General features: G+C 72.3%; 17 protein-coding genes. 10 read left to right on the plus strand and 7 right to left on the minus strand.

Annotated elements, in window-relative coordinates; genetic code table 11:
- Window positions 1-140 precede the first annotated feature (140 nt).
- Complete coding sequence (locus ACK8GG_RS10995; protein ID WP_440350118.1) at window positions 141-2,198, plus strand: APC family permease; 2,058 nt, start codon at window positions 141-143, stop codon at window positions 2,196-2,198.
- The gene (locus tag ACK8GG_RS11000; RefSeq protein ID WP_440350119.1) at window positions 2,195-3,412 is read left to right on the plus strand and encodes a class I SAM-dependent RNA methyltransferase; all 1,218 of its coding nucleotides are present in this window, start codon (window positions 2,195-2,197) and stop codon (window positions 3,410-3,412) included. Before ACK8GG_RS10995 ends, ACK8GG_RS11000 begins: the two co-directional genes overlap by 4 nt.
- Before the next feature lie 64 nt (window positions 3,413-3,476).
- Here ACK8GG_RS11000 and ACK8GG_RS11005 read toward each other — a convergent pair whose 3' ends face one another.
- A complete protein-coding gene (locus ACK8GG_RS11005; protein ID WP_440356215.1) occupies window positions 3,477-3,680 on the minus strand; it encodes a hypothetical protein in 204 nt (67 codons plus the stop codon).
- 301 nt (window positions 3,681-3,981) lie between these two features.
- Between ACK8GG_RS11005 and dxs the strand changes: the two genes are divergently transcribed.
- Window positions 3,982-5,955 (plus strand): 1-deoxy-D-xylulose-5-phosphate synthase, encoded by a 1,974-nt coding sequence (dxs, locus tag ACK8GG_RS11010; protein WP_440353546.1) that lies wholly within the window; start codon window positions 3,982-3,984, stop codon window positions 5,953-5,955.
- A 75-nt stretch (window positions 5,956-6,030) separates the two neighbouring features.
- Here dxs and ACK8GG_RS11015 read toward each other — a convergent pair whose 3' ends face one another.
- Entirely contained in the window at window positions 6,031-7,212 is a 1,182-nt protein-coding gene (locus ACK8GG_RS11015; RefSeq protein ID WP_440356216.1) for a hypothetical protein, read from the minus strand.
- A gap of 303 nt (window positions 7,213-7,515) precedes the next feature.
- On the opposite strand from ACK8GG_RS11015, the gene ACK8GG_RS11020 reads away from it, so the two are divergent.
- Window positions 7,516-9,429, plus strand: a complete 1,914-nt coding sequence (locus ACK8GG_RS11020; protein ID WP_440356271.1) for a DUF6311 domain-containing protein — start codon at window positions 7,516-7,518, stop codon at window positions 9,427-9,429.
- A complete protein-coding gene (locus tag ACK8GG_RS11025) occupies window positions 9,429-11,207 on the plus strand; it encodes a DUF6311 domain-containing protein (protein WP_440356217.1) in 1,779 nt (592 codons plus the stop codon). Before ACK8GG_RS11020 ends, ACK8GG_RS11025 begins: the two co-directional genes overlap by 1 nt.
- A gap of 70 nt (window positions 11,208-11,277) precedes the next feature.
- Here the strand turns inward: ACK8GG_RS11025 and ACK8GG_RS11030 are convergent, their stop codons facing one another.
- Window positions 11,278-13,125 (minus strand): DUF6311 domain-containing protein, encoded by a 1,848-nt coding sequence (locus ACK8GG_RS11030; RefSeq protein WP_440356218.1) that lies wholly within the window; start codon window positions 13,123-13,125, stop codon window positions 11,278-11,280.
- Window positions 13,126-13,337: 212 nt separating this feature from the next.
- Between ACK8GG_RS11030 and ACK8GG_RS11035 the strand changes: the two genes are divergently transcribed.
- The 5 genes from ACK8GG_RS11035 to ACK8GG_RS11055 all read left to right on the plus strand — a co-directional run bounded on the left by ACK8GG_RS11035 (window position 13,338) and on the right by ACK8GG_RS11055 (window position 19,334).
- Complete coding sequence (locus ACK8GG_RS11035) at window positions 13,338-14,681, plus strand: PQQ-binding-like beta-propeller repeat protein (protein WP_440356219.1); 1,344 nt, start codon at window positions 13,338-13,340, stop codon at window positions 14,679-14,681.
- Window positions 14,662-15,975, plus strand: a complete 1,314-nt coding sequence (locus tag ACK8GG_RS11040; protein ID WP_440356220.1) for an outer membrane protein assembly factor BamB family protein — start codon at window positions 14,662-14,664, stop codon at window positions 15,973-15,975. Before ACK8GG_RS11035 ends, ACK8GG_RS11040 begins: the two co-directional genes overlap by 20 nt.
- Window positions 15,976-16,056: 81 nt before the next feature.
- On the plus strand, window positions 16,057-17,373 hold the full coding sequence (locus tag ACK8GG_RS11045; protein ID WP_440356221.1) for a PQQ-binding-like beta-propeller repeat protein: 1,317 nt from the start codon (window positions 16,057-16,059) through the stop codon (window positions 17,371-17,373).
- Window positions 17,374-17,475: 102 nt separating this feature from the next.
- Window positions 17,476-18,147: a response regulator transcription factor gene (locus tag ACK8GG_RS11050; protein ID WP_440350127.1), complete on the plus strand. Its 672-nt coding sequence runs from the start codon at window positions 17,476-17,478 to the stop codon at window positions 18,145-18,147.
- The gene (locus ACK8GG_RS11055) at window positions 18,144-19,334 is read left to right on the plus strand and encodes a sensor histidine kinase (RefSeq protein WP_440350128.1); all 1,191 of its coding nucleotides are present in this window, start codon (window positions 18,144-18,146) and stop codon (window positions 19,332-19,334) included. The genes ACK8GG_RS11050 and ACK8GG_RS11055 overlap by 4 nt, the downstream gene beginning before the upstream one ends.
- A gap of 179 nt (window positions 19,335-19,513) precedes the next feature.
- On the opposite strand, the gene ACK8GG_RS11060 is transcribed toward ACK8GG_RS11055, so the two are convergent.
- From ACK8GG_RS11060 to ACK8GG_RS11075, 4 genes are all read right to left on the minus strand, one after another.
- On the minus strand, window positions 19,514-20,305 hold the full coding sequence (locus ACK8GG_RS11060) for a hypothetical protein (RefSeq protein WP_440356222.1): 792 nt from the start codon (window positions 20,303-20,305) through the stop codon (window positions 19,514-19,516).
- Window positions 20,306-20,452: 147 nt separating this feature from the next.
- Window positions 20,453-22,522, minus strand: coding sequence for a 3-hydroxyacyl-CoA dehydrogenase NAD-binding domain-containing protein (locus ACK8GG_RS11065; protein ID WP_440356223.1), 2,070 nt, complete (start codon window positions 22,520-22,522; stop codon window positions 20,453-20,455).
- The gene (locus tag ACK8GG_RS11070; RefSeq protein WP_440350131.1) at window positions 22,519-23,712 is read right to left on the minus strand and encodes a thiolase family protein; all 1,194 of its coding nucleotides are present in this window, start codon (window positions 23,710-23,712) and stop codon (window positions 22,519-22,521) included. The genes ACK8GG_RS11065 and ACK8GG_RS11070 overlap by 4 nt, the downstream gene beginning before the upstream one ends.
- Before the next feature lie 153 nt (window positions 23,713-23,865).
- Window positions 23,866-25,176, minus strand: coding sequence for a ribonuclease D (locus ACK8GG_RS11075; protein WP_440356224.1), 1,311 nt, complete (start codon window positions 25,174-25,176; stop codon window positions 23,866-23,868).
- Window positions 25,177-25,225: the final 49 nt, after the last annotated feature.

Here is a 25,225-nt window from a genome sequence, read left to right on the forward strand (position 1 = left end):
CGCCGGCCCTCCGGTGGGACCGTGCTTCGAGCCTTTCACGCCGGTCGCGGCGGCGTGCGCCGACGCTACCCCCAGCGGCTCTGCGCCGCTGCCGTGCCGCCCTCGGCGGTGGACGACGGCTGGTCGTACCCTTGGCGCTTGTGGCCCGTCCCACCTCGCTGCTGAAGCGAATCCTCGTCGGTCGGCCGTTCCGGTCCGACCGCCTCCAGCACACCCTGCTCCCCAAGCGGGTGGCGCTGCCCGTCTTCGCCTCCGATGCGCTCTCCAGCGTGGCCTACGCGCCGGACGAGATCCTGCTGACCCTCTCCCTGGCCGGCGCCGGCGCCTACCTCTACTCGCCCTGGGTCGCCCTGGCGGTCGTGGTGGTGATGCTGACCGTGGTGGCCAGCTACCGGCAGAACGTCCACGCCTACCCCTCCGGGGGTGGGGACTACGAGGTTGCCAGCGCCAACCTGGGGCCGAAGTTCGGCGTCGGGGTGGCGAGCGCCCTGCTCGTCGACTACGTGCTCACCGTCGCCGTCTCGGTCTCCTCCGGGGTGGCGAACCTCGGCTCGGTGGTGCCGTTCGTCGCCACCCACAAGGTGCTCGTCGCGGTGGTGGCGGTGGTGGCGCTCACCGCGCTCAACCTGCGCGGGCTGCGGGAGTCGGGCAGCGCGCTGGCCGTGCCGATCTACGGATTCATCATCGTCATGGTCGGCATGATCGCCACCGGCCTGATCCGTGTCTTCGTCCTCGGCCACGACCTGCAGGCCCCCAGCGCCAACCTGCTGATCGAGGCGGAGTGGCACGATCCGACCGCCGCCGCGATGATCTTCCTGCTGCTGCGCACCTTCTCCTCCGGCTGCGCCGCGCTCACCGGTGTCGAGGCGATCTCCAACGGCGTGCCCGCCTTCAAGGAGCCCAAGAGCCGCAACGCCGCCACCACGCTGCTGCTGCTGGGCGGCCTCGCCGTCACCATGCTGGTCGGCATCGTCTGGCTGGCCCGGATCACCGGGCTGCAGTTCGTCGAGGACCCGGCCGCGCAGATCGTCGGGGCGCCCGCCGGGTACGTCCAGAAGACCGTCGTAGCCCAGCTCGGCGAGACCGTCTTCGGTTCGGGCTCGGTTCTGCTCTACCTGGTGGTGGTGGTCACCGCGCTGATCCTCTTCCTGGCGGCCAACACCGCCTTCAACGGCTTCCCGGTGCTCGGCTCGATCCTCGCCCAGGACCGCTTCCTGCCCCGGCAGCTGCACACTCGCGGCGACCGGCTGGCCTTCTCCAACGGCATCATCTTCCTGGCGGTCTTCGCGATCGTGCTGATCGTCGGCTTCCAGGCCGAGGTGACCCGGCTGATCCAGCTCTACATCGTCGGAGTCTTCGTCTCCTTCACGCTCTCGCAGGCGGGGATGATCCGGCACTGGAACCGGCTGCTGCGGGTGGAGCGCGACCCGGTGGTGCGCCGCCGGATGATGCGCTCCCGGGCGATCAACGGCTTCGGCATGGCGCTCACCGGCGCGGTGCTGATCATCGTGCTGATCACCAAGTTCCTGCTCGGCGCCTGGATCGCCATCGCCGCGATGGGCGGCATCTACCTGACGATGCTCGCCATCCGGCGGCACTACGACCGGGTCGCCGAGGAGCTGACCCCGGACGAGGGCCGTCAGATGCTGCCCGCCCGCAACCACGCGATCATCCTGGTCAGCAAGGTGCACCGCCCCACCCTGCGGGCAGTGGCGTACGCGCTGGCGACCCGGCCGGACACGCTCACCGCGCTGACTGTCAACGTCGACGACGCCGACACCCGGGCGCTGCAACAGGAGTGGGAGAACCGGGACATCCCGGTGCCGCTGACCATCATCGACTCGCCGTACCGGGAGATCACCCGGCCGATCCTGGACTTCGTCTCGGGCATCCGGCGGCAGTCGCCACGGGACGTGGTGACCGTCTTCGTCCCCGAGTACGTCCTGGGCAAGTGGTGGGAGAACCTGCTGCACAACCAGAGCGCGCTGCGGATCAAGACCCGGCTGCTCTTCGAACCGGGGGTGATGGTCACCAGCGTCCCCTGGCAGCTCGAGTCCTCGGCCGCGCGCGACCTCAACCGCCTCGACGCCACCCTGGTCCGGGGGCCCGTGCGCGGCCCGCGAGGCGGCGAGCGAGAGGATGAGCGCAGCAGATCCGACGCCGCCGCGGCGACGGTGGCCGAGGGAGGAGACACATGAACGTCGAGGAGGCCGAACAGGTCGAGCTGACCGTCGGCGCGGTCGCGCCCGGTGGCCACTGCGTGGCCCGGCACAACGGCCAGGTGATCTTTGTTCGGCACGCGCTGCCGGGTGAGCGGGTGCTTGCCGAGATCACCGAGGTGCACACCGGCTTCCTGCGCGCCGACGCGGTGCGAGTGATCGAGGCCTCGCCCGACCGGGTCGAACCGCCCTGCCCGTACGCCCGTCCGGGGCTCTGCGGCGGCTGCGACCTGCAGCACGTGGCGCCCGAGGCCCAGCTGCGCTGGAAGGCCGATGTGGTCCGCGAGCAGCTCGTGCGGCTGGCCCGCCTGCCCGAGCCGGAGATCGACGCGCTCGGTGTCCGGGTGGAGGCGCTGCCCGGCGGGACCCTGGGCTGGCGCTCGCGGGTGCGCTACGCGGTGGACGCCGCCGACCGGGCCGGGCTGCTCAAGCACCGCTCGCACGAGGTGGTGCCGGTGCAGCGCTGCCTGATCGCCCACCCCGCCATCCAGGAGCTGCCGGTGCTCAGCGGCAGCGGCGCGCGCTGGCCGCAGGCCGAGGCGGTCTCCACGGTTGCCTCCTCGACCGGCGAGGTGACCGTCAGCGCCCTCGCCGATGGGACCGCCACCGTCGTACGGGGCCAGGACGAGGTGCACGAGGAGGCGGCGGGACGGCGCTGGCAGGTCCCCGCCGAGGCGTTCTGGCAGGTGCATCCGGCGGCCGCGGACACGCTGACCGAGACGGTCCTGACGATGCTCGCGCCCGTCGAGGGGGAGCGGGCCTGGGATCTCTACGGCGGCGCCGGGCTCTTCGCCGGCGCGCTGGCCGACCGGGTGGGGCCGACCGGCAGGGTGACCCTGGTGGAGTCCTCGGAGCAGGGCGTGACGGCCGCCCGGGAGAACCTCGGCGACACCCCCGGGGTGGAGATCGTCGCCGCCCGGGTGGAGACGGCTCTGGCCCGGCGGCGCATCACCGGCCCGGTGGACCTGGTGGTGCTGGACCCGCCGCGCACCGGGGCGGGGGCGGCCGTGGTGCGGGCCGTCACGGGGGCCGGGCCGCGGGCGGTGGCCTATGTGGCGTGCGACCCGGCGGCCTTCGCCCGCGACGTGCGCACCTTCGGCGAGCAGGGCTGGCGGCTGGCGGCGCTGCGGGGCTTCGACCTCTTCCCGATGACCCAGCACGTGGAGCTGGTTGGCCTGCTCACCCCGGCCTGACCCGCTGTGGCTGCGTTCTGACCGGTCACTCCGGCCTGACCCGCTGCGGTTGCGCTCTGGCCGGTCAGCCCGGCCTGAGCCGGTCGCGCAGCCGGATCCAGCCGATCAGAAGTAACAGCAGCGGCAGCAGGGGCAGGGCGAGGAGCCCGACCAGGAGCAGCGCGAGAAGCTGGCCGGCGGCGCGCTGCCCGCTCGGCCCCGCGACTGCCGGAGCCGGCCCGGGACCGGGCGGGCCGGCGCGGCCGGCCGGGGTGCGCGGGGTCGTCATGACGGGCGCCTGTCTGGAGGGCGGGGCGGTCGGGGGACTCGGAGTAACAGGGTAGTTGCATTTCGCTGTGACGTAGCTTGCTCTTCGCGGTGAAGATCGCCGGCCGCCTGCGGGCACGGCCGTACCGGCCCCGGTCGTTCCCGCTGCTCACCACGGCGCGTCCCGGGGGTACGCGGCCGGTCCGCTGGGAGGGCTCCGGGCGTTGTTACACGGTGAGCACAGGTCGCCGATCGGGTGGCACAGGGCAAATTGATCTCCGATACCGCTCCGGCCTCGTGCCGGACCGATAGACTCTTCGGTCATGAGTGTTGACGACGGTTCGGCCGAGCACGGTCGGATGCTGACCAGGGTGCAGGGACCACAGGACGTCAAGCGGATGTCGGACGAGGAGCTGACGCTGCTCGCGGCGGAAATCCGGGACTTCCTGGTCGCGAAGGTCTCCCGCACCGGCGGACACCTCGGCCCGAACCTCGGCGTGGTCGAGCTGACCCTCGCCATGCACCGGGTCTTCGACTCCCCGCGTGACCGGTTCCTCTTCGACACCGGCCACCAGTCGTACGTGCACAAGATCCTGACCGGCCGGCAGGAGGGCTTCGACCAGCTCCGGCAGCGCGACGGCCTCTCCGGCTACCCCAGCCAGGCCGAGAGCGAGCACGACCTGATCGAGAACTCGCACGCCTCCACCGCCCTGTCGTACGCCGACGGGCTGGCCAAGGCCTACGCGCTCCGCGGTGAGCAGCGCAGCGTGGTCGCCGTGGTCGGCGACGGCGCGCTCACCGGCGGCATGTGCTGGGAGGCGCTGAACAACATCGCCACCTCCGGCAACCCGCTGGTGATCGTGGTCAACGACAACGGCCGCTCCTACGACCCGACGATCGGCGGTCTCGCCGAGCACCTGTCGACGCTGCGGCTCAACCCCGGCTACGAGAAGATCCTCGACACCGTCAAGGACGCCCTCGGTTCGACCCCGCTGGTCGGCAAGCCGATGTACGAGGTGCTGCACGCGGTCAAGAAGGGCGTCAAGGACGCGGTCGCCCCGCAGGCGATGTTCGAGGACCTCGGCATCAAGTACGTCGGCGCGGTCGACGGCCACGACCGGGATGCGGTGGAGGTCGCGCTGCGGGCGGCGAAGAACTTCGGCGCCCCGGTGATCGTGCACGTCGTCACCCGCAAGGGCTACGGCTACCGGCCGGCCGAGGAGGACAAGGCCGACTGCCTGCACGGCCCGGGCAGCGCCTTCGACGTCGAGACCGGCAAGCTGCTGGCCGCGCCGTCGGTGAAGTGGACGCACATCTTCGCCGACGAGCTGGTCAAGATCGCCGACGAGCGGCCCGACGTCGTCGGCATCACCGCGGCGATGGCGGAGCCGACCGGGATCGCCAAGCTCGCGGCCAAGTACCCCAAACGCGTCTACGACGTCGGCATCGCCGAGCAGCACGCCGCGACCTCCGCGGCCGGGCTCGCGCTCGGCGGGCTGCACCCCGTCGTCGCCGTCTACGCGACCTTCCTCAACCGTGCCTTCGACCAGGTCCTGCTGGACGTGGCGATGCACAAGCTGCCGGTGACCTTCGTCCTGGACCGGGCCGGCATCACCGGGCCCGACGGGCCGAGCCACTACGGCATGTGGGACATGTCGGTCTTCGGTGTCGTGCCGGGGTTGCGGCTGGCCGCACCCCGCGACGCGACCACGCTCCGCGAGGAGCTGCGCGAGGCGGTCGCCGTCGACGACGCCCCGACGATCGTGCGCTTCCCGACCGGTTCGGTCGCCGCGGACCTGCCGGCGCTGCGCCGGACCGGCCCGGTCGACGTGCTCGCCGAGTCCGAGCGCAAGGACGTCCTCCTCGTCGGGATCGGCTCCTTCGTCCCGCTGGCGATGGACGTCGCCGCCCGGGTCGCCGAGCACGGCTACGGCGTCACCGTCGTCGACCCGCGCTGGGTGCGCCCGGTCCCGGCCGAGCTGGTCGACCTGGCCGCCGAGCACCGCCTGGTCGTCTCCCTGGAGGACGGCGTCGTCAACGGCGGCGTGGGTACCGCGATCGCCCAGGCGATGCGCGACGCCGACCTCGACGTGCCGGTGCGCAACCTGGGCATCCCCGCGCAGTTCCACCCGCACGGCACCCGGGCGCAGATCCTCGCGGACCTGGGCCTGACCGGCCAGCAGGTGGCGCGTGACGTCACCGGCTGGGTCTCCGGCCTCAACGAGCGCTCCCTCGCCCCGGTGCGGCTGCCGCTGGGCAACAACGGCGACCGGGCGCAGCCGGCCCGGCAGAACTGACCGCAGACGATCCACAAGAAGGGGGCGGCCGCAGCAGCGGCCGCCCCCTTCCTTGGTCGTTCGTGGGCTGAGGTCTCAGTTCTTGTTGTCGCCGACCGACCGGTAGTGGGTGGTGTCCTCGGTGGCGAGGCCGTAGGTCTTGTCCTTGCCCGTCGGCGCCGGCACCACCAGCAGCCCGTCCCGCTCCAGCAGCCGCTCGGTCTCCGTCGGCGTGGAGACCGAAGCCTGCTTCTCCTCCTCCGGCTGCCAGGCAAGCGCGACGAGCTTGCGCCCACCGAGGGTGATCTCGTAGAGCTGCAGCGGGGCGGCGCGATCGGGGGTCGAGACCACCGCGGCGGTGTCGTCCGCCGGGCGGTACACCAGGGCGGTCACGGTCCCGGTGGCGGTCTCCCAGTAGAGCTGCTCGAACCGGCCGGCCGCCACACCGTCGAGCGTCACCGTGCCGAGCGGGAGGTGACGGATCTCCTCCATCGGCCAGGACGCCGCCACGGCCTGCGGGGCGCTCCGCCCACCGACCCGTCGGGCGATGGCGCCGAAGGCGCCGTCGCCGGCGGCGAGCGCGCAGGTGTCGAGTCCACTGAGCGCCTTCGCGCCCGCCCCGGAAGCGTCGCCGACCAGCGGATACGCCGGATCGGAGATTCCGGTCCCGAAATCCAGGAGCCGGTCGGCCTTGCGCCCCTGCGGGAGCGACTCGGTCTCCCGCAGCGTCACCGTCAGCGTCGCCGCCCGGCACGATTCGACCGGCACCGCCCCGGTCAGCCCGTCGCGCAGCGGCACGTCCGCGCCGTCCGGGCCGGTCAGCCGCTGCACCCGGGCCGAGGCCAGGTAGTGCCGGGTATCGCCCAGCTGCACCGGCAGCAGGTCGGCGTAGACCAGGTAACCCGGATCGGTGTACTCCACGGCCCGCCCCACCGCGTAACCGGAACTGCCGGGCTCCCAGCTCAGCTGCAGCAGCCAGGAGGCGCTCTCACCGGGCACCTCAGCGGCGACCAGCGCCAGCGGTGTCCCCTCGACCCGTCCCGACCAGAGGATGCCGGAGGAGGGCAGGTAGACGCGGTCGTCGATCGGCGAGCGCCAGTCGCGTACGGCGGCGGTGACCGCATTTGTGGTGGCGGCGTCGCCGGCCAGCTCACCCCGGGCCGGCCAGACGGTCATGGAACCGTCAAGGGTGTCGAAGCCGGTACGCAGGGTGGCGGTGCGCGGGTCGGCGACGGAGTTGCATCCGGCGGCCGACAGCAGCAGCGCGAGCAGAGCCACGCCTGTCGCGACTGGTCGAGCCGATCTCCGACGACGGGTCGAACCCACCACGCGTCCCCCGATCCCTCACCCAGAGCGTGAGCCACATCCTACGAGACAGCTCCGGTGCTCCGGGACGGGACCGGGAAGAGACAGCCGTATCGTGTGGACCTTCGTCGGTGACGGGCTGTATCGACCGGCGGATGCGCGTACCCGCGGGATTCCGCCGCTTTTTCTCCGGTAGATTTACCGACCGTGACGCCTGCCGCGCCCAGCCTCGAACCCGGCTCAGAGTCGGAATCGGTGTCCACCGATGGTGCCGTGATGGAGGCGGCGTCGGCCGCACCCGGACCGGTCCGCACCTCGGGGAGCACCGCCACCGTCAACGGCACCGCCGCCACCGCCGACAGCACGGTCACCGGTGACGCCGCCGGTACGGGCTCCGCGGTCGCGACCGCCCCGGCGGCGGGAAGCGCCGCCTCCGACGGTGGCCGCCCCGCACGTCGCCTGAACCGGCGGGACCTCCTCGTCTTCGGGGCTTTCCTGCTCGGCGCCATCTGGGTCACCAGCCCGATCTGGATGGACCCACAGGGGCGTGTCGCCTCCCTCTACAAGAGCGACCCGGCGCAGGTGCAGTTCTTCCTCGCCCACTCGGTGCGGGTGGTGCTGCACGGCGAGTTCCCGTTCTACACCGACTTCCTGAACTATCCCGACGGCGTCAACCTGATGGCGAACACGTCCATCCTGGCCCTGGGTATTCCGATGGTGCCGGTGACGCTGCTCTTCGGGCCCGCGGTCTCCTTCGTCGTCCTGGTGACGCTCGGCCTGGCCGGCACCGCCTCGGCCTGGTACTACATGCTCTCCCGCCACATCGTCTCCACCCCGGCCGCGGCGATCGTCGGCGGCTGGCTCTGCGGTTTCTCCCCGGCGATGCTGTCGCACGCCAGCTGGCACCCGAACATCATCAGCCAGTTCCTGCTGCCCTTCATCGTCTGGCGGGTGCTGGTGCTGACCCGCTCCCGGCGGCCGATCCGCGACGGGCTGATCCTCGCGGCGCTGGTCGTCTACCAGATGTTCATCAACGAGGAGATCCTGCTCTTCACCGCGATGGCCTGCGGGATCTTCCTGCTCGCGGTCCTGGCCCAGCGGCCCGGCGCCTGGTCCGCGGCGTGGCGACCGCTGGGCATCGGCGTCGCCACCTGCGCCGTCGTCGCGGGCGCCCTGCTGGCGTACCCGCTCTACATCCAGTTCGCCGGGCCGATGGCGTACCACGGGCTCAGCGACGCGGTGCGCGACTACGGCAACGACCTGATGGGCTTCTTCAACCCCGGGTCGCCGACCATCGGCGGCAGCCGGCGCTCCAACGTCGAGCTGGCGCCCAACTACTCCGAGGAGAACGCCTTCTTCGGCTGGGGCCTGCTGCTCGTCGCCGTCGGCGCGGTGCTCTGGATGCGGCGCGACCTGATCGTGCGCGCACTCGCCTTCACCGGCGTCTTCTACGCCGTGCTCTCCCTCGGCGAAGTTGTCTCCTACTGGGGACGGGATCTCTTCCCCGGCCCGTGGGAGCTGCTGGTGCGGCTGCCGCTGCTCAACGCGGTGGTGCCGACCCGCTTCGGCATGATCACCAGCGTGGTGATCGCGATCGTGGTGGCCCTGGCGGTGGACCGGGCGGCGCGGCTGCGGCAGCCGGACCGGTCCACCGTCCGCGCCGTCACCGCGTTCGCCCTGGTGGTCGCCCTGCTGCCGATCGCGCCGATGCCACTGCGGATGGTCAGCCGCCCGGAGGTGCCGGACTTCATCACCTCCGGAGCCTGGCAGGAGTACGTCGCCGCCGACCAGGCCCTGGTGCCGATCCCGGTGCCGAGCATGGGCCACACCGACGGCATGCGCTGGGCGGCGTCGACGAACCTCGGTTTCCGGATCCCCGGCGGCTACTTCCTCGCACCCCGCAACGCCAACAGCGGCGACCCGGGCCGGTTCGGCGGCCGGCGCAGCGGCTTCGGCGCGATGCTGGACGAGGTCGCCGCGACCGGCCGCAGCGTCACCTACGACGACCGGGAACGCCGCCGCGGCCTGGACGAACTCCGCCACTGGAACGCCGCCATCCTGGTGCTCCCCGTCGATCAGGGCAACGCCGAACCGCTGCGGCTCGCCGTCGAGCAGTTCGCCGGTCCCGCCCAGCGCGTACAGGACGTCTGGATCTGGGACGTACGGGCACTGACGAGCCGGCAAGGCTAGTGCCGCAGCTCGCGCCGGAGCGAGGCAGGACGGCGACGCCGTCCGGGCGGTCGCTGCCCCGGCGCGGGCGCGAGGCGGTGCTGATCGCCGGCTATCTGCTGCTGGCGGCCGGACTCACCACCGCGCAGTGGGGACGCTCCGATCGGCTCTTCCACCAGTACAGCGATCAGGTGCTCTTCGAGTGGATGCTGGCCCGGACGGCCCGGGCACTGGTCGCGGGGGAGAACCCGCTGCACAGCGACGCCGTGGGTTTCCCCGACGGGGTCAACCTGATGGCGAACACCTCCGTACTCGGTTTGGGTGTGCCGCTGACCCCGGTGACGCTGCTCTTCGGCTCGCAGGTCGCCTTCCTCGTCGCGGTGGCCGGCTGCCTGGCCGGCACTGCGGCCGCCTGGTACTTCCTGCTCTCCCGCACGCTGGTGCGTTCCCGCGCCGCCGCTGCCGTCGGCGGGCTCTTCTGCGGCTTCGCGCCCGGGATGATCGCGCAGGCCGGCGCGCACCTGCACATGGCGGCGCAGTTCCTGGTGCCGGTGATCCTCTGGCTCGTCTTCGACCCGCGCCCCGGCCGTACGGTGCGCCGCGGGACCGCCCTCGGCCTGACCGTGACGTACCAGGTCTTCCTCGGCGAGGAGACGCTGGTCTTCCTGGTGCTGGCCTGCGGGCTGTTCGCCCTCGCGTACGCAGTCTGCGACCCGGCCACGGCACGGCGGCGGGCCCCGGAGCTGCTGGGGCGGCTCGGTGTGGGGACGCTGACCGCGCTGCCGCTGCTGGTGTACCCGCTCTGGTGGCAGTTCTTCGGGCCGCAGCACTACCGCGGCATGCCGTTCGACGTGGACGCCTACGCCCTGGACCTGCTCTCCTTCGGCAGCTGGGCGACCCAGACGGTCGCCGGCGGCGCCACCTCCGCCGCCGGTCTGGCGCCGAACGCCACCGAGGAGAACTCGTTCTTCGGCGTGCCGCTGCTGCTGTTGAGCGTCGTCGCGGTGATCCGGCTGCGGCGCCGGCCGCTGGTGCGGGCGCTCGCCGCCTGCGGCCTGGTCTTCGCCCTGCTCGCCCTCGGCTCGTCGGTCGGCGTCGGCGGCACCGACACCGGCCTGCCCGGGCCGTACCGGCTGCTGCGCGAGGTGCCGCTGCTGGACCTCGCGGTGCCGGCCCGGTTCCCGCTGATTGTCGTGCCGGTGATCGCGATCCTGCTGGCGCTCCTGCTCGACGACGTGTGGCAGCGCGACGGGCGCATCGCCGGACGGATCCCGGCGCGGGGAGTCTGGGCCGTCGCGGTGGCGGCAGCCCTGCTGCCGTTGACCCCCACCCCGATCCGGACCGTGCCGTTCGCGCCGGTGCCGGACTTCATCAGCTCCGGGCAGTGGCGCGGGTACGTGCCGGACGGGCGCACCCTGGTCGCCGTACCGCCGGTGGGCGGCGGCGAGGCCACCAGCGGAATGCTCTGGTCGGCCCGCACCGGCGTCGCCTTCGCCGCCCCGGGCGGCTTCTACATCGGGCCGTCCGGCCCCGGCGACCCGCAGGCCCACTGGGGCGCCCCGGACCGGCCGACCTCCGTCCTGCTGCGCCACGTTGCCCGCAGCGGGCAGGTGCCGGTGGTGACCGACGCCGACCGGGCGCAGGCCGTGGCGGATCTGCGGCACTGGCGCGCCGCCGTGGTGGTGCTGGGCGAGCTGCGCCACGGCGACGCGGTCCGCCAGACCGTGGAGCTGCTGCTCGGGCCGGGCACCCGCGCGGACGACGTGTGGATCTGGGACGTCCGCGACCAGGCTGCCTGAGCTGCGGCGTCAGCCGAACTGCTGACGCCGCCCGCGGCGTCGGGCCGACTTGCCGACGCCGCCCGTAACGTCAGCCGACCTGCTGACGGACGTCCCAGAGCCAGACGTCGTCGACCCGGACGGCCGGGCCGAGCAGCTCGGTCATCAGCTCCAGCAGCAACTCATCCTGCTCGTGCGCGCCGAGCACCACCACCGCCGCGTTCCAGAACCGCAGGTCCTCGAGCGCCTGCCGGCGCTGCTCGGCGTCGATCTGCGGCACCTCGGCCGCGCTCATGGTCTGGTACATCAGCATCGTGGTGGGGCGCGGCGGCGCGCCGAAAATGCCATCCCCTGCGGCGTTCGGGCCGATGAAGTAGCCGCCCGGGACGGCGAACTCGTGCTGCGTCAGCGCGCTCCAGCGCAGCGTGGCCAGGCCGTGCACGTTGCTGGGGACCGGCACCGGCACCAGCGTGCGGTCGGCGTCGACGTACTCGCGCCAGGCGCCCGAGGTGATGAAGGCCGGCGGGGACTCCACGTGCCGGGTCGGCAGCGGGGTGGGGAAGAGGGGCAGCAGCGCCAGGGCAACCGCCGCGTACCCGAACTTGCGGGCGACCGCGGCCGACGGTGCGCTACCGAGGTCGGCGCGGGCGACGCTCTCCCAGGCGAGTGCGATCAGCACCCCGACCGCGGCGGTGACCACCAGCGCCAGCCGGGTCGGCATCATCATCTCCACCAGCGGCAGCTCGTCGGAGATGAAGTGCCACGGCCCGTACAGCTCGGTCTCGGTGCCGTTGAAACGGATCCGCGGGCCCAGCGAGGCGATGGTGAACACCGCGATCACCACGCCCGCGATGCGGGCGGCGCCGCTGCGGCGCCAGAGCAGCGCCAGGGTCAGCACGGCCAGCGCCACCAGCGGCCAGCCGAACCAGCTGTTCTGCTCGGTGAGGCCGATGGTCTGCTCCACCGCGGCGTTGCCGGCGATGGTGTCGCGGGAGAACGTCACGTAGGCGGCGAGGTCCTCGCCCCAGGAGTGGAAGACCCCGTCCTGCAGGCCGCGGGAGGACTGCGGGCCGTTGAACTGGTACCAGATCGGGTAGGCGGTCAGCAGCAGGGCCAGCCCGCCGCCGACGCCGAGCGCCGACACGAAACTGCGCCACTTCGCGCGGGCCTGCTCCCGGCGGGCGATCGCGTAGCCGACCACGACGACCAGGCAGGCCAGCGCCGTCAGCAGCAGCATCTCCTCGTTGATGAAGATCTGGTACGCCACCAGCAGGCCCAGCACGATGCCGTTGCGCAGCCAGCGGCCCGGCTCACCCAGCCGCAGCACCCGCACCACGATGATCGGCAGCAGGAAGTGGGAGACGAAGTTCGGCTGCCCGTTGGCGTGGTGGATGACGCCCGGGGCGAAGCCGAGGAACGCGCCGCCGGCGAAGGCCGCGGCCCGGGAGCTGACCAGGTACCGGGAGAGCATCCAGTACGAGGTGGCGGCCGTGGCCGCGAGCGCACCGCCGAGGTACAGGACGTAGGTCACCTGTGGACCGAGTAGCCAGGTCACCGGAGCCAGCGGCAGCGTCACGCCGAGGATCGAGGTGTTGGCCATCATGTTCACCCCGTCGGGGGCGTTCTGCTGGGCGGAGAAGAGCGGGTTCTCCAGGTGGCGCACCGAGTACGCGCCGTGCGAGAAGAGCCACTCGAACCAGCTGTGGTCGCTCGGCAGGTGCGACGAGATCCGGTTCGACACGTCGAGCCAGTGCTCAAGGCAGACGAAGACGCCGAGCATCACGTACGCCCCGATGGCGGCGAGGTCGGCCCGCCGGACCCGGCGGCGCTTCGGTGTCGCCTCTGCACTGGCCGGTGTCCCAGCCGCTACGGCCGACTCGGCGGTGCCGTCGGAGGCAGTATCGGAAGCTGATTCGGAACTCAATACCGGGGTGGCCACGACGAGCCATCGTACAGGTGGGTCGGTGTCGGGTTTGTTGCCAGTGGCCCGAATCCCTGTTACGGGACGTCCCGGCGCAAGGGCCGCGCCCGGCGCGGTGATCGATCCGGGAGGCGAGGCGCGGCCGCGAGGTTCTGTTCTGGCGAGGGGCACGATAGGTTGACCGTGACGAATGCCTGGAGCGGGCCTGCGAGGAAAGCGGGGCGGGACCGGTGACGATCGAACTCGGCCGGACCAGCGAGACGGTCCCGTCCTCGCAGCCGCCGACACCGCGACTGCCGGGCCGTGGCCCGCGCCTCGCCCTCCTGCTGGTGCTCCTGCTCCCGTTCGTCGGTGGCGAGCAGCCGGTGACCGCCGGTGTCCCGCAGGCGGTCCTGCCGTCCGGGGTCGGTCCAGAGGGCATCGTCGTCGCCGCTTCCGGCGGCGTGAGCGGCCACCTCCTGCTCGGGGTCGAGCCGCCCGGGCAGTCGGGTGCGTTCCTGACCGCCCGCCGGTTGCCCGGAGGGGACGGTCTGTGGCGCGTGCCGTCGCCGTTCGACGCCGAGCGGTACGCGCTGCACGTCACCCCCGCCGCCGATGTGCTCGTAGCGCAGGGGCAGCAGCGGTACGGTCAGCCGGAGGCGGTCGGCGCACCCGTCGAGACCGTCGCTTTCGCCCGGGCGGACGGCACGATCCGGTGGCGGTACCCGGGTGCCGTGCGGGCGGTCACCCGGGCCGGGCCGGTGCTGCTGCACGACGACCAGGCGACGCCGGCCACCGTTTCCAGTATCGATCCCGGCTCCGGTCGGGTGCGCTGGTCGTCGCCCCTGGCCGAGGGCGGTTGGCCCCTCGTGCACGAACCCGATGCGGCCACGCCGGGCCACTGGATTCTGATCGATCCCGCCGGGCGGCTGGAGGTACGCGACCTCGACGCCAACCGGCTGCTGGGCTCCCGCGACGGTGTCTCCACCGCGCAGTGGACACAGTTCCGGCCGGTCGGGGACATCCTCCTGCTCGGCGATGAGCAGGGCGCGACGGCGTACGGATTGCCGGACCTGCGGCCCCGATGGGAGCTTGGCTGGCGGCTCGACGAGGAGACCATCGAGGTCACGGTCGGCGGGTGCGGCGCGACGGCGTGCCTGGTCGGCGACGCGGACGGTCTGCGCGCGCTGGATCCCCGCACCGGAGAGGTGCGCTGGTCGTCGCCGCGTCCGCGAACGGCCTGGCCGGCGGGGGAGTCCGTACTGGTGATCGAGTCGTCGCCCGCGCCGTTGTCGATGCACGCCCGGCTCCTCATCGCCGACGCCGACAGCGGCAGGCAGCTCCGGGACCTCGGCACCTGGACGCTCGCCGGCTTGCAGCACTGGGGGAGCCCGCCGCTGGTCGTCACCCGGCAGGTCTCGGGTCACCGGCTCATGGTCGCGGTCCTGCGCCCCGGCCGGGCCGAGCCCGAGGTGCTCGGCATCGTCGACGGTTCCTCCGGCGGCTGCGCCGTGCGGTTCGGTGCGATCACCTGCCGCCGCTTCGACCGTTCGGAGGTCGTGCTGATGGTGCCGGATGAGCATCGACCTCGGTGAGCTGGGCGCGTCGTCGCCCGTCAGCGCGCCGGGCCGCCCGCCCGCCGGCCTTCCCCGGCGCTCGCCGGCCGGCTTCGCCGCAGTGCTGCTGCTCGTCGCGCTCTTCGCCGTCGGCTCGGCGCCCCCGCCACGTGCGGTGCCGGAGGTGGTCGTGCCGGTCGTGGCGTGGCACCAGATCCATGTCGTCGGCGATCTCCTCGTGGTCGGCTCCGACGATCCACGCGACGGCGGTTCGAGTGAGCTCGCCGCCTACCGATGGCCCGGTGGTGATCCGTTGTGGCGGGTGCCGTCGCCGGTGTGGATCGACAGGATGGGCGTCGGCAGCTCCGCCGGCACCCTGTTGCTCGTCGGATTTCCGGCCGAGGCGACCGACACGGAGCCGCTGTCGGCGGTGACGATCGGGCTCGACCCGGCGCACGGCGGCGTCCGCTGGAGAGCCACCGGGCACCTCAGCGGTCTCACGGCCGCCGGCGCGGTGCTGGTCGACTCCGGAAACGAAGGGCGATGGGTACGCGCCGCTGTCGATCCCCGCTCCGGGGACCCGCTCTGGTCGTGGCCCTTGGACCCGGCGGCACAACACATCCACGAGTACGGGGACGGCCTGCGGGTGCACTCGTGGACGCTGGCCACCCCGGACGGCCGGGTCGAGGTGCGTGATCCCGAGACGGGCCGGCTGCTGCGCTCGGGCGACCTGCCGCTGCCGCCGGACGTGACGCTGGGGATCTGGGGCGAGCTGCTGCTGGCCGACGACGGCCGGGGGCGGCTGGACGCGTACGGCCTCAGCGATCTGGCACACCGATGGCGCATGACCGGTCTTGGCCGGCGGGTGCCGTGGTTCGACGTGAGCGGTTGCCGAACGGACCGCTGCTATGTGGACGACGGCGGGCGGCTGCACGCCCTCGACGCGCGGACCGGACGGGTGATGTGGTCCACCGACCAGGGTGTGCTGCTCTGGGACGGCGGCGACCGGCTGCTGCTCAGCTCCGGCCGGGACAGCTGGGTCGACGGGCAGGTCGCAGTGGTGGCGGTCGACGCCCGTACCGGCGAGCCCCTGGGTGAGCTCGGGCGATGGTCCCCGCTGATGCCCCAGAACGGCGAAGCCGGTCGTCCGCTCGGCGTCCGGCAGCTTGCCGGGGACCGGACGCTGGTGGTGGCGCTGGACGGTGATCCCACCCGGCCGCAGACGCTGGCCGTGCTGGACGAGTCGCTCGGCGACTGCGCCCGGCACGGCAGCGCAGTCAGCTGTCTGCGCCGGGGTGGCTCCCGGGTGCTGGTCCCGGTGGCGCTGTCCTGATTGAGGAACGCGGCTGCCCCGGGCGGCCGGCGTCGTCTGCCGGGACCTCGGCGGATCCCGATCTGTGCCTATGCTCGGGGCGTGACCATTGATCTTGGTGAAATCGCCGAAGTGGAACGGACCCGCCCACGCCGGCCCGCCCGGCCGCTACGTCCGGCCGGGCCGGCGCTCGCGGTGCTCCTGCTGCTGGCTGCGGCCCTGCTCGGACCGTCCGGCCCGGCGCAGCGGCTGGCCGGCACCGAGGTGGTGCAGCCGGCCGGCTACGACAGCGCCGTCGTGGTGGGAGAGGTGCTGCTCGCGGTCACCACCGAGGCCGGGGGCGGCGGCGTCGCGAGCAGCATCCCCGAGCTTGCCGCCTTCCGGCTGCCGGAGCTCACCCGCCTATGGCAGATGGCCCTGCCTGCCGGAACCGCCATACCCGGAATCGTCGGCGACGCGGTGCAGGTGGGTGACGTTCTCCTCGTGACGATGCTGGTCGCCGACCCGGAGATGCAGTCTTGCACCACCTGGGCCCTGGCTATCGAGGACGGGCGGACGCTCTGGTGCGACGCCGGCTCCTACGCCATCACGGGCGAGGGCGGGCTGCTGCGTTACACCTTCGACGGGGAGCAGTCCATCATCGCCGCGCCAGATCCGCGGACCGGGGCGCCGCGCTGGTCGCAACCGGCGCCAGGGCAGGGATTACACCTCGTGCCGGCGGTGGACGGGCGGATCGCGACGTACCTGGTCTTCTCGGATGATCGACTGGAGATGCGCGATGCGCAGACCGGCGGACTGCTGCGCGCCCGCGCCGGGTTCAGCCCTGCCGTGGAACGGAGCTCCTTTGTGCAGGGCGAACTGTTCGTTCTCGTCGACAGCGGCGGGGTGCACGCGTACGGCCTGGCCGACCTGGAACACCGGTGGAGCCTGCCGCCAGGCACCGCGACCCTGCCGGCGTTCCACATGCAGCTCGTCGGATGTGACGGACGGCCCTGTTACCTCGTCACCGATCGCGGGGTGCTCGCGCTCGATGCGCGGACCGGGGAGGAGCTCTGGTTCGACGAGCGGTGGCGCAACATCCGCTTCGCGGGCGACCGGCTGCTGCTCGGTGAGGACTCGTACTGGGATGCCGGCCGCAGTGGCGCCCGGACGGTGCTCGCCGATGCCGACGGCACACCCATCGACGGTCTTGAAGCCTGGTCGCTGCTCGACCCGGGCCTGCGCCCTGGCGAGGAGGTGATCGCCGTACGTCCCATCGACGGCAACCGGATCCTGGTGGCGGACCTCGGTTCGGCCGGTACCGAGCCGCAGCCTCTCGGCGTGCTGCACGGTTCGATCAGCGACTGCCAATCGATCATTGGGGGAGTCAGCTGCCGGCGCCTGGACGGAGGCAGGTCCTTGCTGGTCCTTCCCCGCTGACCCGGCAGTCGGGCCTGTTCAGGGCCGGTGCGGTGCCGGCATTCCAGTCCTTGCCGGCCCCGGCTAGGTTGGCGGCGAGAAGAGAGACGGGCGGGTACGGACATGCGGGTGCTGGTGGTGGAGGACGAGCGCAACCTCGCCGACGCGATTGCGCGCGGGCTGCGCAGGCAGGGGATGGCGGTGGACGTCGCCTATGACGGCTCGACCGGCCACGAGATGGCATTCGTGACCCGGTACGACGTCCTCGTCCTGGACCGGGACCTGCCGGGCATGCACGGCGACGACCTCTGCGCGGAGCTGGCGGCCTCCGGCACGCTGACCCGGGTGCTGATGCTGACCGCCAGCGGCACCGTCGCCGACCGCGTCGAAGGGCTGCGCCTGGGCGCCGACGACTACCTGCCGAAGCCCTTCGCCTTCGACGAGCTGGTGGCACGGGTCCAGGCGCTGGGGCGTCGGGCGACCCCGCCGGCGCCACCGGTCTTCAGTGTGGCGGACCTGGTGCTCGACCCGGCGAAGCGCACCGTCACCCGCCGGGGGCTGCCGGTCGAGCTGACCAACAAGGAGTTCGGCGTCCTCGCCGAGCTGCTCAAGGCGCGCGGGGCGGTGGTCTCCAGCGAGGAGCTGCTGGAACGGGTCTGGGACGCCAACACCGATCCCTTCACCACGATCGTCCGGGTGACCGTGATGACCCTGCGCCGCAAGCTCGGCGACCCGCCATTGATAGAGACGGTGGTCGGGGCGGGCTACCGGGTGCTCGAAACGGCCGCGGCGTGACCGCGCCGTCCACCCGCCGATCCGGTCTGCGCCCCACCCTGCGGCTGCGCCTGACGCTGCTCAACGGAGTGCTGCTGGTCGGGGCCGGCGCGATCCTGCTGCTGCTGGCCTGGCTGCTGGTCCGCGACGCCCTCGCGCCCGCCGCCGACCTGCGGCCCGGCACCGAGGTGGTGCTCGACGACGGCACCCGGCTGGACGCCGACCAGTGGGAGGACCAGCTGCTCGCCGCAGCGAAATGGCAGCTGCTGGTCAAGGGGCTGCTGGCGCTGCTGGCCGTGAGCGTCGTCGGCGTCGTCGGGGCGTACCTCGTGGCCGGCCGCGCCCTGCGCCCGTTGCACCAGGTCACCACCACCGCCCGGCACCTCGGTGAGACGACGCTCGACCAGCGGATCGGCTACGCCGGCACCGACGACGAGGTGGCCGAACTGGCGAACACCTTCGATGCCATGCTGGACCGCATCGCCGCGGCGTTCGAGTCACAGAAACGCTTCGTGGCCAACGCCTCACACGAGCTGCGTACGCCGCTGGCGGTGATGCGGACCGAGATCGATGTGACGCTCGCGGACGACACCGCCGATGTGGCGGAGTTCCGCCGGATGGGCGCGGTGGTGCGCGACGCCTCCGAACGCGCCAACGGACTGGTCGACGCGCTGCTGGTGCTCGCCCGGACCGAGGCGCAGTCCGGGGGTGGACTGGACCGCCGGGTGGAGACCGACCTGGCCGGCGGCGCCGCGCGGGCGCTGTCGGCGATGCGCCGCGAGATCGAGCGCATCAAGGTACGCGTCAAGACCGACCTGGCGGACGCCCCCGTCGTCGGCGATCCGGGCCTGCTGGACCGGCTGGCCGGCAACCTGGTGGAGAACGCCGTGCGCTACAACCACCTGCACGGCACGATCTGGGTGAGCACCGGTAGCGACGGCGTGCATTCCCGGCTGGTGGTGCGCAACACCGGCTTCGAGGTCGACCAGGCCGACGTGCCGGGGCTCTTCGAGCCGTTCCGCCGGGGCGGCCGGGAACGGACCGGCGCCCGCGGTTCGGGCCTCGGGCTCTCCATCGTGCGGGCGGTCTGCGGCGCCCACGGCGGCACCGTCGACGTGATCGCGCAGGCCGGTGGCGGACTGGAGGTCACGGTGACCCTGCCGGCGGCCGGCGCCCCGATCGCCGCCACGACGGACGGCAGCGCCTGAAGGGTTCCTGCGCTGCCGCGGCGGCCATGCCAAAGAACGGCCGAACGCGTCGGCACGGCAACCGCCTGAGCCGGCACATCGCACAGTGCTGCAAACGCCTCGCGGCGACCGGGGCCTCCAAACGGAGGTGCCGGTCGCCGCGAGCGCGGTATCCGTACGGTGGGTGGTGAGGCTGTGCCTCAGCTCTTCTGTTCGATGTCGGCCCGCATCGCTGGCAGATCCACACCGGTCTCGGCGCCGGACCTGTAGTAGTCGATGATGATGCCGAGGCTGCCGGCGTCGGTCCAGATGCAGATGCCGAGTTTGCCGCCATCGCCATCGTCGCCGTCACCGCATTTCGCCTGGCCACCCAGCGGTCCCGGGTCAACCGTCGTGACGTTGGTCAGGCCCATGTTCGTGGTGGCGTCCTCGACGTTCGTATCGAGCAGCCGGGCCTGATCGGTGACGAGTCCCGAGACGGCGGCGAACATGACCATGTCCTCCTGGGCCAGGTCGCCGTAGAAGCCGGCGGCGTGGCTGGTGGAGTTTGGCATTTCGACCTTCAGTGCGTCGGCCATGTCGACGGCGATCGACGCGAGGTCCGCGTCGTCGATCTTGCTGCGTCCGCCGAGGGTCTCCGGCTCGACCACCCGGGTCGTGCTGGCTTCCTGGACCGTGTCGACGGCCTCCTTGACGTCGTCCTTGACCACGAGCCAGGTGGCGATGCCACCGCCGCAGCAGAGCACCAGCACCACCGCGAGCACGATCAGGACGATCTTGAGGGCGCCGGATTTCTTCTTCGGCGCGGCCGCCGCCGGGTCGAACGCGGGCGGGACGGGTGTTCCGTCCGGCTGCGACGGCGGGGTCGGGACAGAGGGGGGCTGGGTCATCTGGAACTCCACACTTAACCAACAGGAGGCGTGAGCATAGCCAAAGTTGATCTCGGCAATTGCCGTCGGCGGCTGTGTGGATGTTTCGCCGCGTCGATGCAACCGGATCGTTGCCCTACCGATACGCGGTCGGCCGGGACGGCCCCACCGAAGCGCGGTGGCCGGAGCCGAAAAAGCGGCGGCCGGAGTCAGAAACGCGGCGGCCGGGACGCCGAAGGACGTCCCGGCCGCCGCGTTCGCGGGAAGGGATCAGGCGGGCAGGCTCGCCACGCCCGGAGCCAGGAACCGCTTGCCGGTGACCCGCTCGCTGGTGCCGCTGCGGTCCAGGTACGGCGTGATGCCGCCCAGGTGGAACGGCCAGCCGGCGCCCAGGATCATGCAGAGGTCGATGTCCTGCGCCTCGGCGACGACACCCTCGTCGAGCATGAGCCGGATCTCCTGCGCCAGCGCGTCGAGCGCCCGCTGCCGCACCTCGTCGGCGGTGAGCTGCTGATCACCGGTGACCAGCAGCGCCTTCACCTCGGGGTTGATCTGCTTGTCGGCCATGATCGGCAGACCGGAGTCGGCGATCCGCTTGAGGTTCTCGCTGGCCGCGAAGCGGTCCGGGAAGGCATCGTGCAGGGTTCCGCCCACGTGGTACGCCACGGCCGGGCCGACGAGCTGCAGCAGCGCCATCGGCCGCATCGGCAGACCCAGCGGGTCCACCGCGGCATCGGCCACCTCGATCGGCGTGCCCGCGTCGACCGCGCCGATGATCTCACCCAGGAAGCGGGTGAGCAGCCGGTTGACCACGAACGCCGGGGCGTCGGAGACCAGCACGCACGACTTGCGCAGCTTCTTGCCCACCGCGAAGGCGGTCGCCAGGCTGGCGTCGTCGGTGCGCTCGCCCCGGACGATCTCCAGCAGCGGCAGCACCGCTACCGGGTTGAAGAAGTGGAAGCCGACGACCCGCTCCGGGTGTGCCAGCTCGGCGGCCATCGCGCTCACCGACAGCGACGAGGTGTTGGTCGCCAGGATGGTCTCCGGGGAGACGATCTTTTCGACCTCGGCCCAGACCTGCTTCTTGACGTTCAGGTCCTCGAAGACCGCCTCGATGACGAAGTCGGCGTCGGCGAAGGCGGCCTTGTCGACCGCGCCGGTCACCAGGCCGCGCAGCTTCGCCGCGGTGCCCTCGCCCATCCGGCCCTTGGCGACGGCCTTGTCGATCTCGGAGTGGACGTAGCCCACACCCTTGTCGACGCGGGCCTGGTCGAGGTCGGTCATCACGACCGGAACCTCGAGGCGGCGGGCGAAGAGCAGCGCCAGCTGCGAGGCCATCAGGCCGGCGCCGACGATGCCGACCTTCTTGACGTCGCGGGCCAGGCCCTTGTCGGGCGCGCCGGCCGGGCGCTTGGCCCGGCGCTGCACCAGGTCGAACGAGTAGAGGCTGCTGCGCTGCTCCTCGCTGAGCAGGAGGTCGGCGAGCGCCTCCTCCTCGGCCGCGGTGCCCTCGGCGAACGGGGTGTCCTTGGCGAGGGTGAGCAGTTCGAGCGCCTTGTACGCCGACGGGACGGCGCCGTGCAGCCGCTCGTCCAGAACGGCCTTGGCGAACTCGATAACGCCGTCCCAGCTGTCCCGGTCGATCTCCGGCCGGGTCACGGTGACCTCACCGCGCACCACACCGGCGGCCCACTCCAGCGAACGCTCCAGGAAGTCGGCCGGCTCGAGCAGGATGTCGGCGACGCCCAGCTCGGCGGCCTTGGCCGGCTTGAGCATCTTGTTCTGCTGCAGCGGGTTGGAGATGACGACCTCGGCCGCGCCGATGATGCCGATCAGGTTCGGCAGCAGCTGCGTGCCGCCCCAGCCCGGGATCAGGCCCAGGGTGACCTCGGGCAGCGCCAGCGCCGCCGCGCCACCGGAGAGGGTCCGGTAGTGGCAGTGCAGCGCCAGCTCCAGGCCGCCGCCCATCGCCGCGCCGTTGACGAAGGCGAAGGTCGGGATCTCGCTGTCCTTGAGCCGGGCGAAGACCTGGTGGCCGAGGCGGCCGATCTCCAGCGCCTGCTCACGGGTCTTGATCAGCGGCATGCCGGTGACGTCGGCGCCCACACAGAAGATGTACGGCTTGCCGGTGACCGCGATGAACGCCGGGTTCGCCTGCGTCGCCTCGGTGATGGCGGCGTCCAGGCTGGCCAGACCGGCCGGGCCCAGCGTGTTGGGCTTCTTGTGGTCGAAGCCGTTGTCCAGCGTGATCAGCGCGGCCGGACGGTCGAGGCCCGGTACGTTCACCAGACGCAGCAGCGCCTTGGTGACGACCTCGTTGGGGTTGCTCGGAGTCGTCACTTGTTGCCCTCCCAGTGCGGGTTCTCCCAGATGACAGTCCCGCCCATGCCGATGCCGATGCACATGGCGGTGAGGCCGTAGCGGACCTCGGGGTGCTCGGCGAACTGCCGGGCGAGCTGCGTCATCAGGCGAATGCCCGACGAGGCGAGGGGGTGACCGATGGCGATCGCCCCGCCCCACGGGTTGACCCGCGGGTCGTCGTCGGCGATGCCGAAGTGGTCGAGGAAGGCCAGCACCTGCACGGCGAAGGCCTCGTTCAGCTCGAACAGGCCGATGTCGTCGATGGTCAGACCGGCGACCTTGAGGGCCTTCTCGGTCGACGGGACCGGGCCGTAGCCCATGATCTCCGGCTCGACGCCGACATAGCCGTACGAGACGAGCCGCATGGCGACGGGCAGGCCCAGCTCGCGGGCGGTCTCCTCGTCGGCGAGGATGCTCGCGGTGGCGCCGTCGTTCAGCCCGGCCGCGTTACCCGCGGTGATCTTGCCGTACGGGCGGAACGGCGTCTTGAGGCCGGCGAGCTTCTCCAGGGAGGTCTCGCGGGGCGCCTCGTCGACGGTGGCCAGGCCCCAGCCGGTCTCCGGGTCGCGCACGGCGACGGGGACCATGTCGGGCTGGAGCTTGCCGTTGGCGTACGCCTTGGCGGTCTTCTGCTGCGAGGCGAGCGCGAACGCGTCGGTGCGCTCCTTGGTGATGCCGGGGAGCCGGTCGTGCAGGTTCTCGGCGGTGGCGCCCATGACCAGCGCGGACGGGTCGACCAGCTTCTCGGTCAGGATCCGCGGGTTGGGGTCGACGCCCTCGCCCATCGGGTGCCGGCCCATGTGCTCGACGCCGCCGGCGATGGCGATGTCGACCGCGCCCATGGCGATGCTGCTGGCCACGGAGGTCACCGCGGTCATGCCGCCGGCGCACATGCGGTCGATGGAGTAGCCGGGGGTGGTCTTGGGCAGGCCGGAGAGGAGAGCGGCGGTACGTCCGAGGGTCAGGCCCTGGTCGCCGATCTGGGTGGTGGCGGCGACGGCCACCTCCTCGACACGCTCCGGGGGCAGTTGCGGGTTGCGTCGCAGCAGCTCGCGGATGCAACGGATGACGAGGTCGTCGGCGCGGGTGTTGGCGTACATCCCACCCGCCTTGCCGAACGGGGTACGGACGCCGTCGACGAAAACGACATCCCGAACTTCACGGGGCACTGGAGCCTCCTTGCCGGTGGGGCTAGTCCATCGGATGCTACTCGTCGGTAACTATCGCTGGCATCGGGCGGTCCGTGGTCCGGGTCACACTACGGCCGCAGACGGGCGGGCCACCAGCGGCGATGGAAGGCCACGGGTGTCCCGCCCGGACGCTCAGCCCGCCGGCTCGTCGAGGGCCTCGGTCAGCTCCACGGCGAGCAGCCCCACCTGCCAGTTGCGGGCGCCGTAGCCGAGCAGGGTCTCCCGTACGGCGTCTTCGTCGATCTTCTCCGGCGGGGTCCAGGCGAGCCGCCGCACGGTGTCCGGGGTGATCAGGTTCTCGGCGGGGAGCTGGTGCTCATCGGCGATGCGGGTCACGACCGTCCGGCAGCGGGCCAGCCGCGCCGCCGCGACCGGATCGCGCTCGGCCCAGCGGTGCGCCGGTGGCGGCCCCTCCACCTGCGGGGTGACCGGCAGCTTGTCGTCGGTCAGCGCCCGCGCCTCGTCCAGCGCCGCCAGCCAGGTGCGGGCCAGCCGCCGCACCGACCGGCCACCGAAGCCGGGCAGGGTCAGCAGGGTCTGTTCGTCCTGCGGGTCGAGCTCGGCGGCGGCGATGATGGCCGAGTCGGGCAGCACCCGTCCCGGTGCGGTGTCCCGCCGGACGGCGATCTGGTCCCGGGCGTACCAGAGCGCGCGGACCCGGGCCTGCGCCCGCGGCCCACGGACCCGGTGGATCCCGGAGGTACGCCGCCACGGCTCGGCGCGCACCCGCGGCGGGCGGGTGCCCCAGAGCACCAGCGCGGCGAACTCCTCGGCGGCCCACTCCTGTTTGCCCTGGCGCGCCAGTTCGGCGGCGAGCACGTCGCGCAGGTCGGTGAGCATCTCCACGTCCAGCGCCGCGTACGTCAGCCAGGACTCCGGCAGCGGCCGGCTCGACCAGTCGGCGGCTGAGTGGTGCTTCTCCAACCGGTACCCGAGCAGCTGCTCGGTCAGCGCGGCGAGCCCGACGCGTTCGAAACCGGCCAGCCGGGCGGCCAGTTCGGTGTCGAAGAGCCGGCGCGGGCGCAGCCCGACCTCGGCCAGGCAGGCGAGATCCTGACTGGCGGCGTGCAGCACCCACTCGGCGTCGGCGATCGCCTCGTCGAGGGTGCTCAGGTCGGCCAGCGGGATCGGGTCGATCAGGGCGGTTCCGGCGCCGGACCGGCGCAGCTGCACGAGGTACGCCCGCTGGCTGTAGCGGTAACCGGAGGCGCGTTCGGCGTCCAGGGCGACCGGCCCGGCTCCGGCGGCGAAGCGCGCGACGACGTCGGCGAGCCGATCCGGTGTGGTCACGGGCTCCGGGGTGCCCTCGCGGGGTTCGGTCAGCGGCAGCGGGCCGTCAGGGGCGGGTTCGGATGCGGACGGCGCCGAGGTCGGGGGGCGCTGTGGTTCGTCTCCCACTCGCGCTTGCGCGGTCCGACGCGACAGGGGTGATTCGTCGGTCACCTGTCAACCCTAGTTCGCCCGCCGGATCGGTGTGGGCAGCCGGTCCGGC

This window comes from Melissospora conviva (assembly GCF_049523535.1).
Lineage (GTDB): Bacteria > Actinomycetota > Actinomycetes > Mycobacteriales > Micromonosporaceae > Melissospora > Melissospora conviva.

Coding starts and splice junctions, on each gene's coding strand:
- ACK8GG_RS11000 (WP_440350119.1), top strand. CDS start 2,195: ATGAACGTCGAGGAGGCCGAACAGGTCGAGCTGACCGTCGGCGCGGTC.
- ACK8GG_RS11005 (WP_440356215.1), bottom strand. CDS start 3,680: ATGACGACCCCGCGCACCCCGGCCGGCCGCGCCGGCCCGCCCGGTCCC.
- dxs (WP_440353546.1), top strand. CDS start 3,982: ATGAGTGTTGACGACGGTTCGGCCGAGCACGGTCGGATGCTGACCAGG.
- ACK8GG_RS11020 (WP_440356271.1), top strand. CDS start 7,516: ATGGAGGCGGCGTCGGCCGCACCCGGACCGGTCCGCACCTCGGGGAGC.
- ACK8GG_RS11040 (WP_440356220.1), top strand. CDS start 14,662: ATGAGCATCGACCTCGGTGAGCTGGGCGCGTCGTCGCCCGTCAGCGCG.
- ACK8GG_RS11050 (WP_440350127.1), top strand. CDS start 17,476: ATGCGGGTGCTGGTGGTGGAGGACGAGCGCAACCTCGCCGACGCGATT.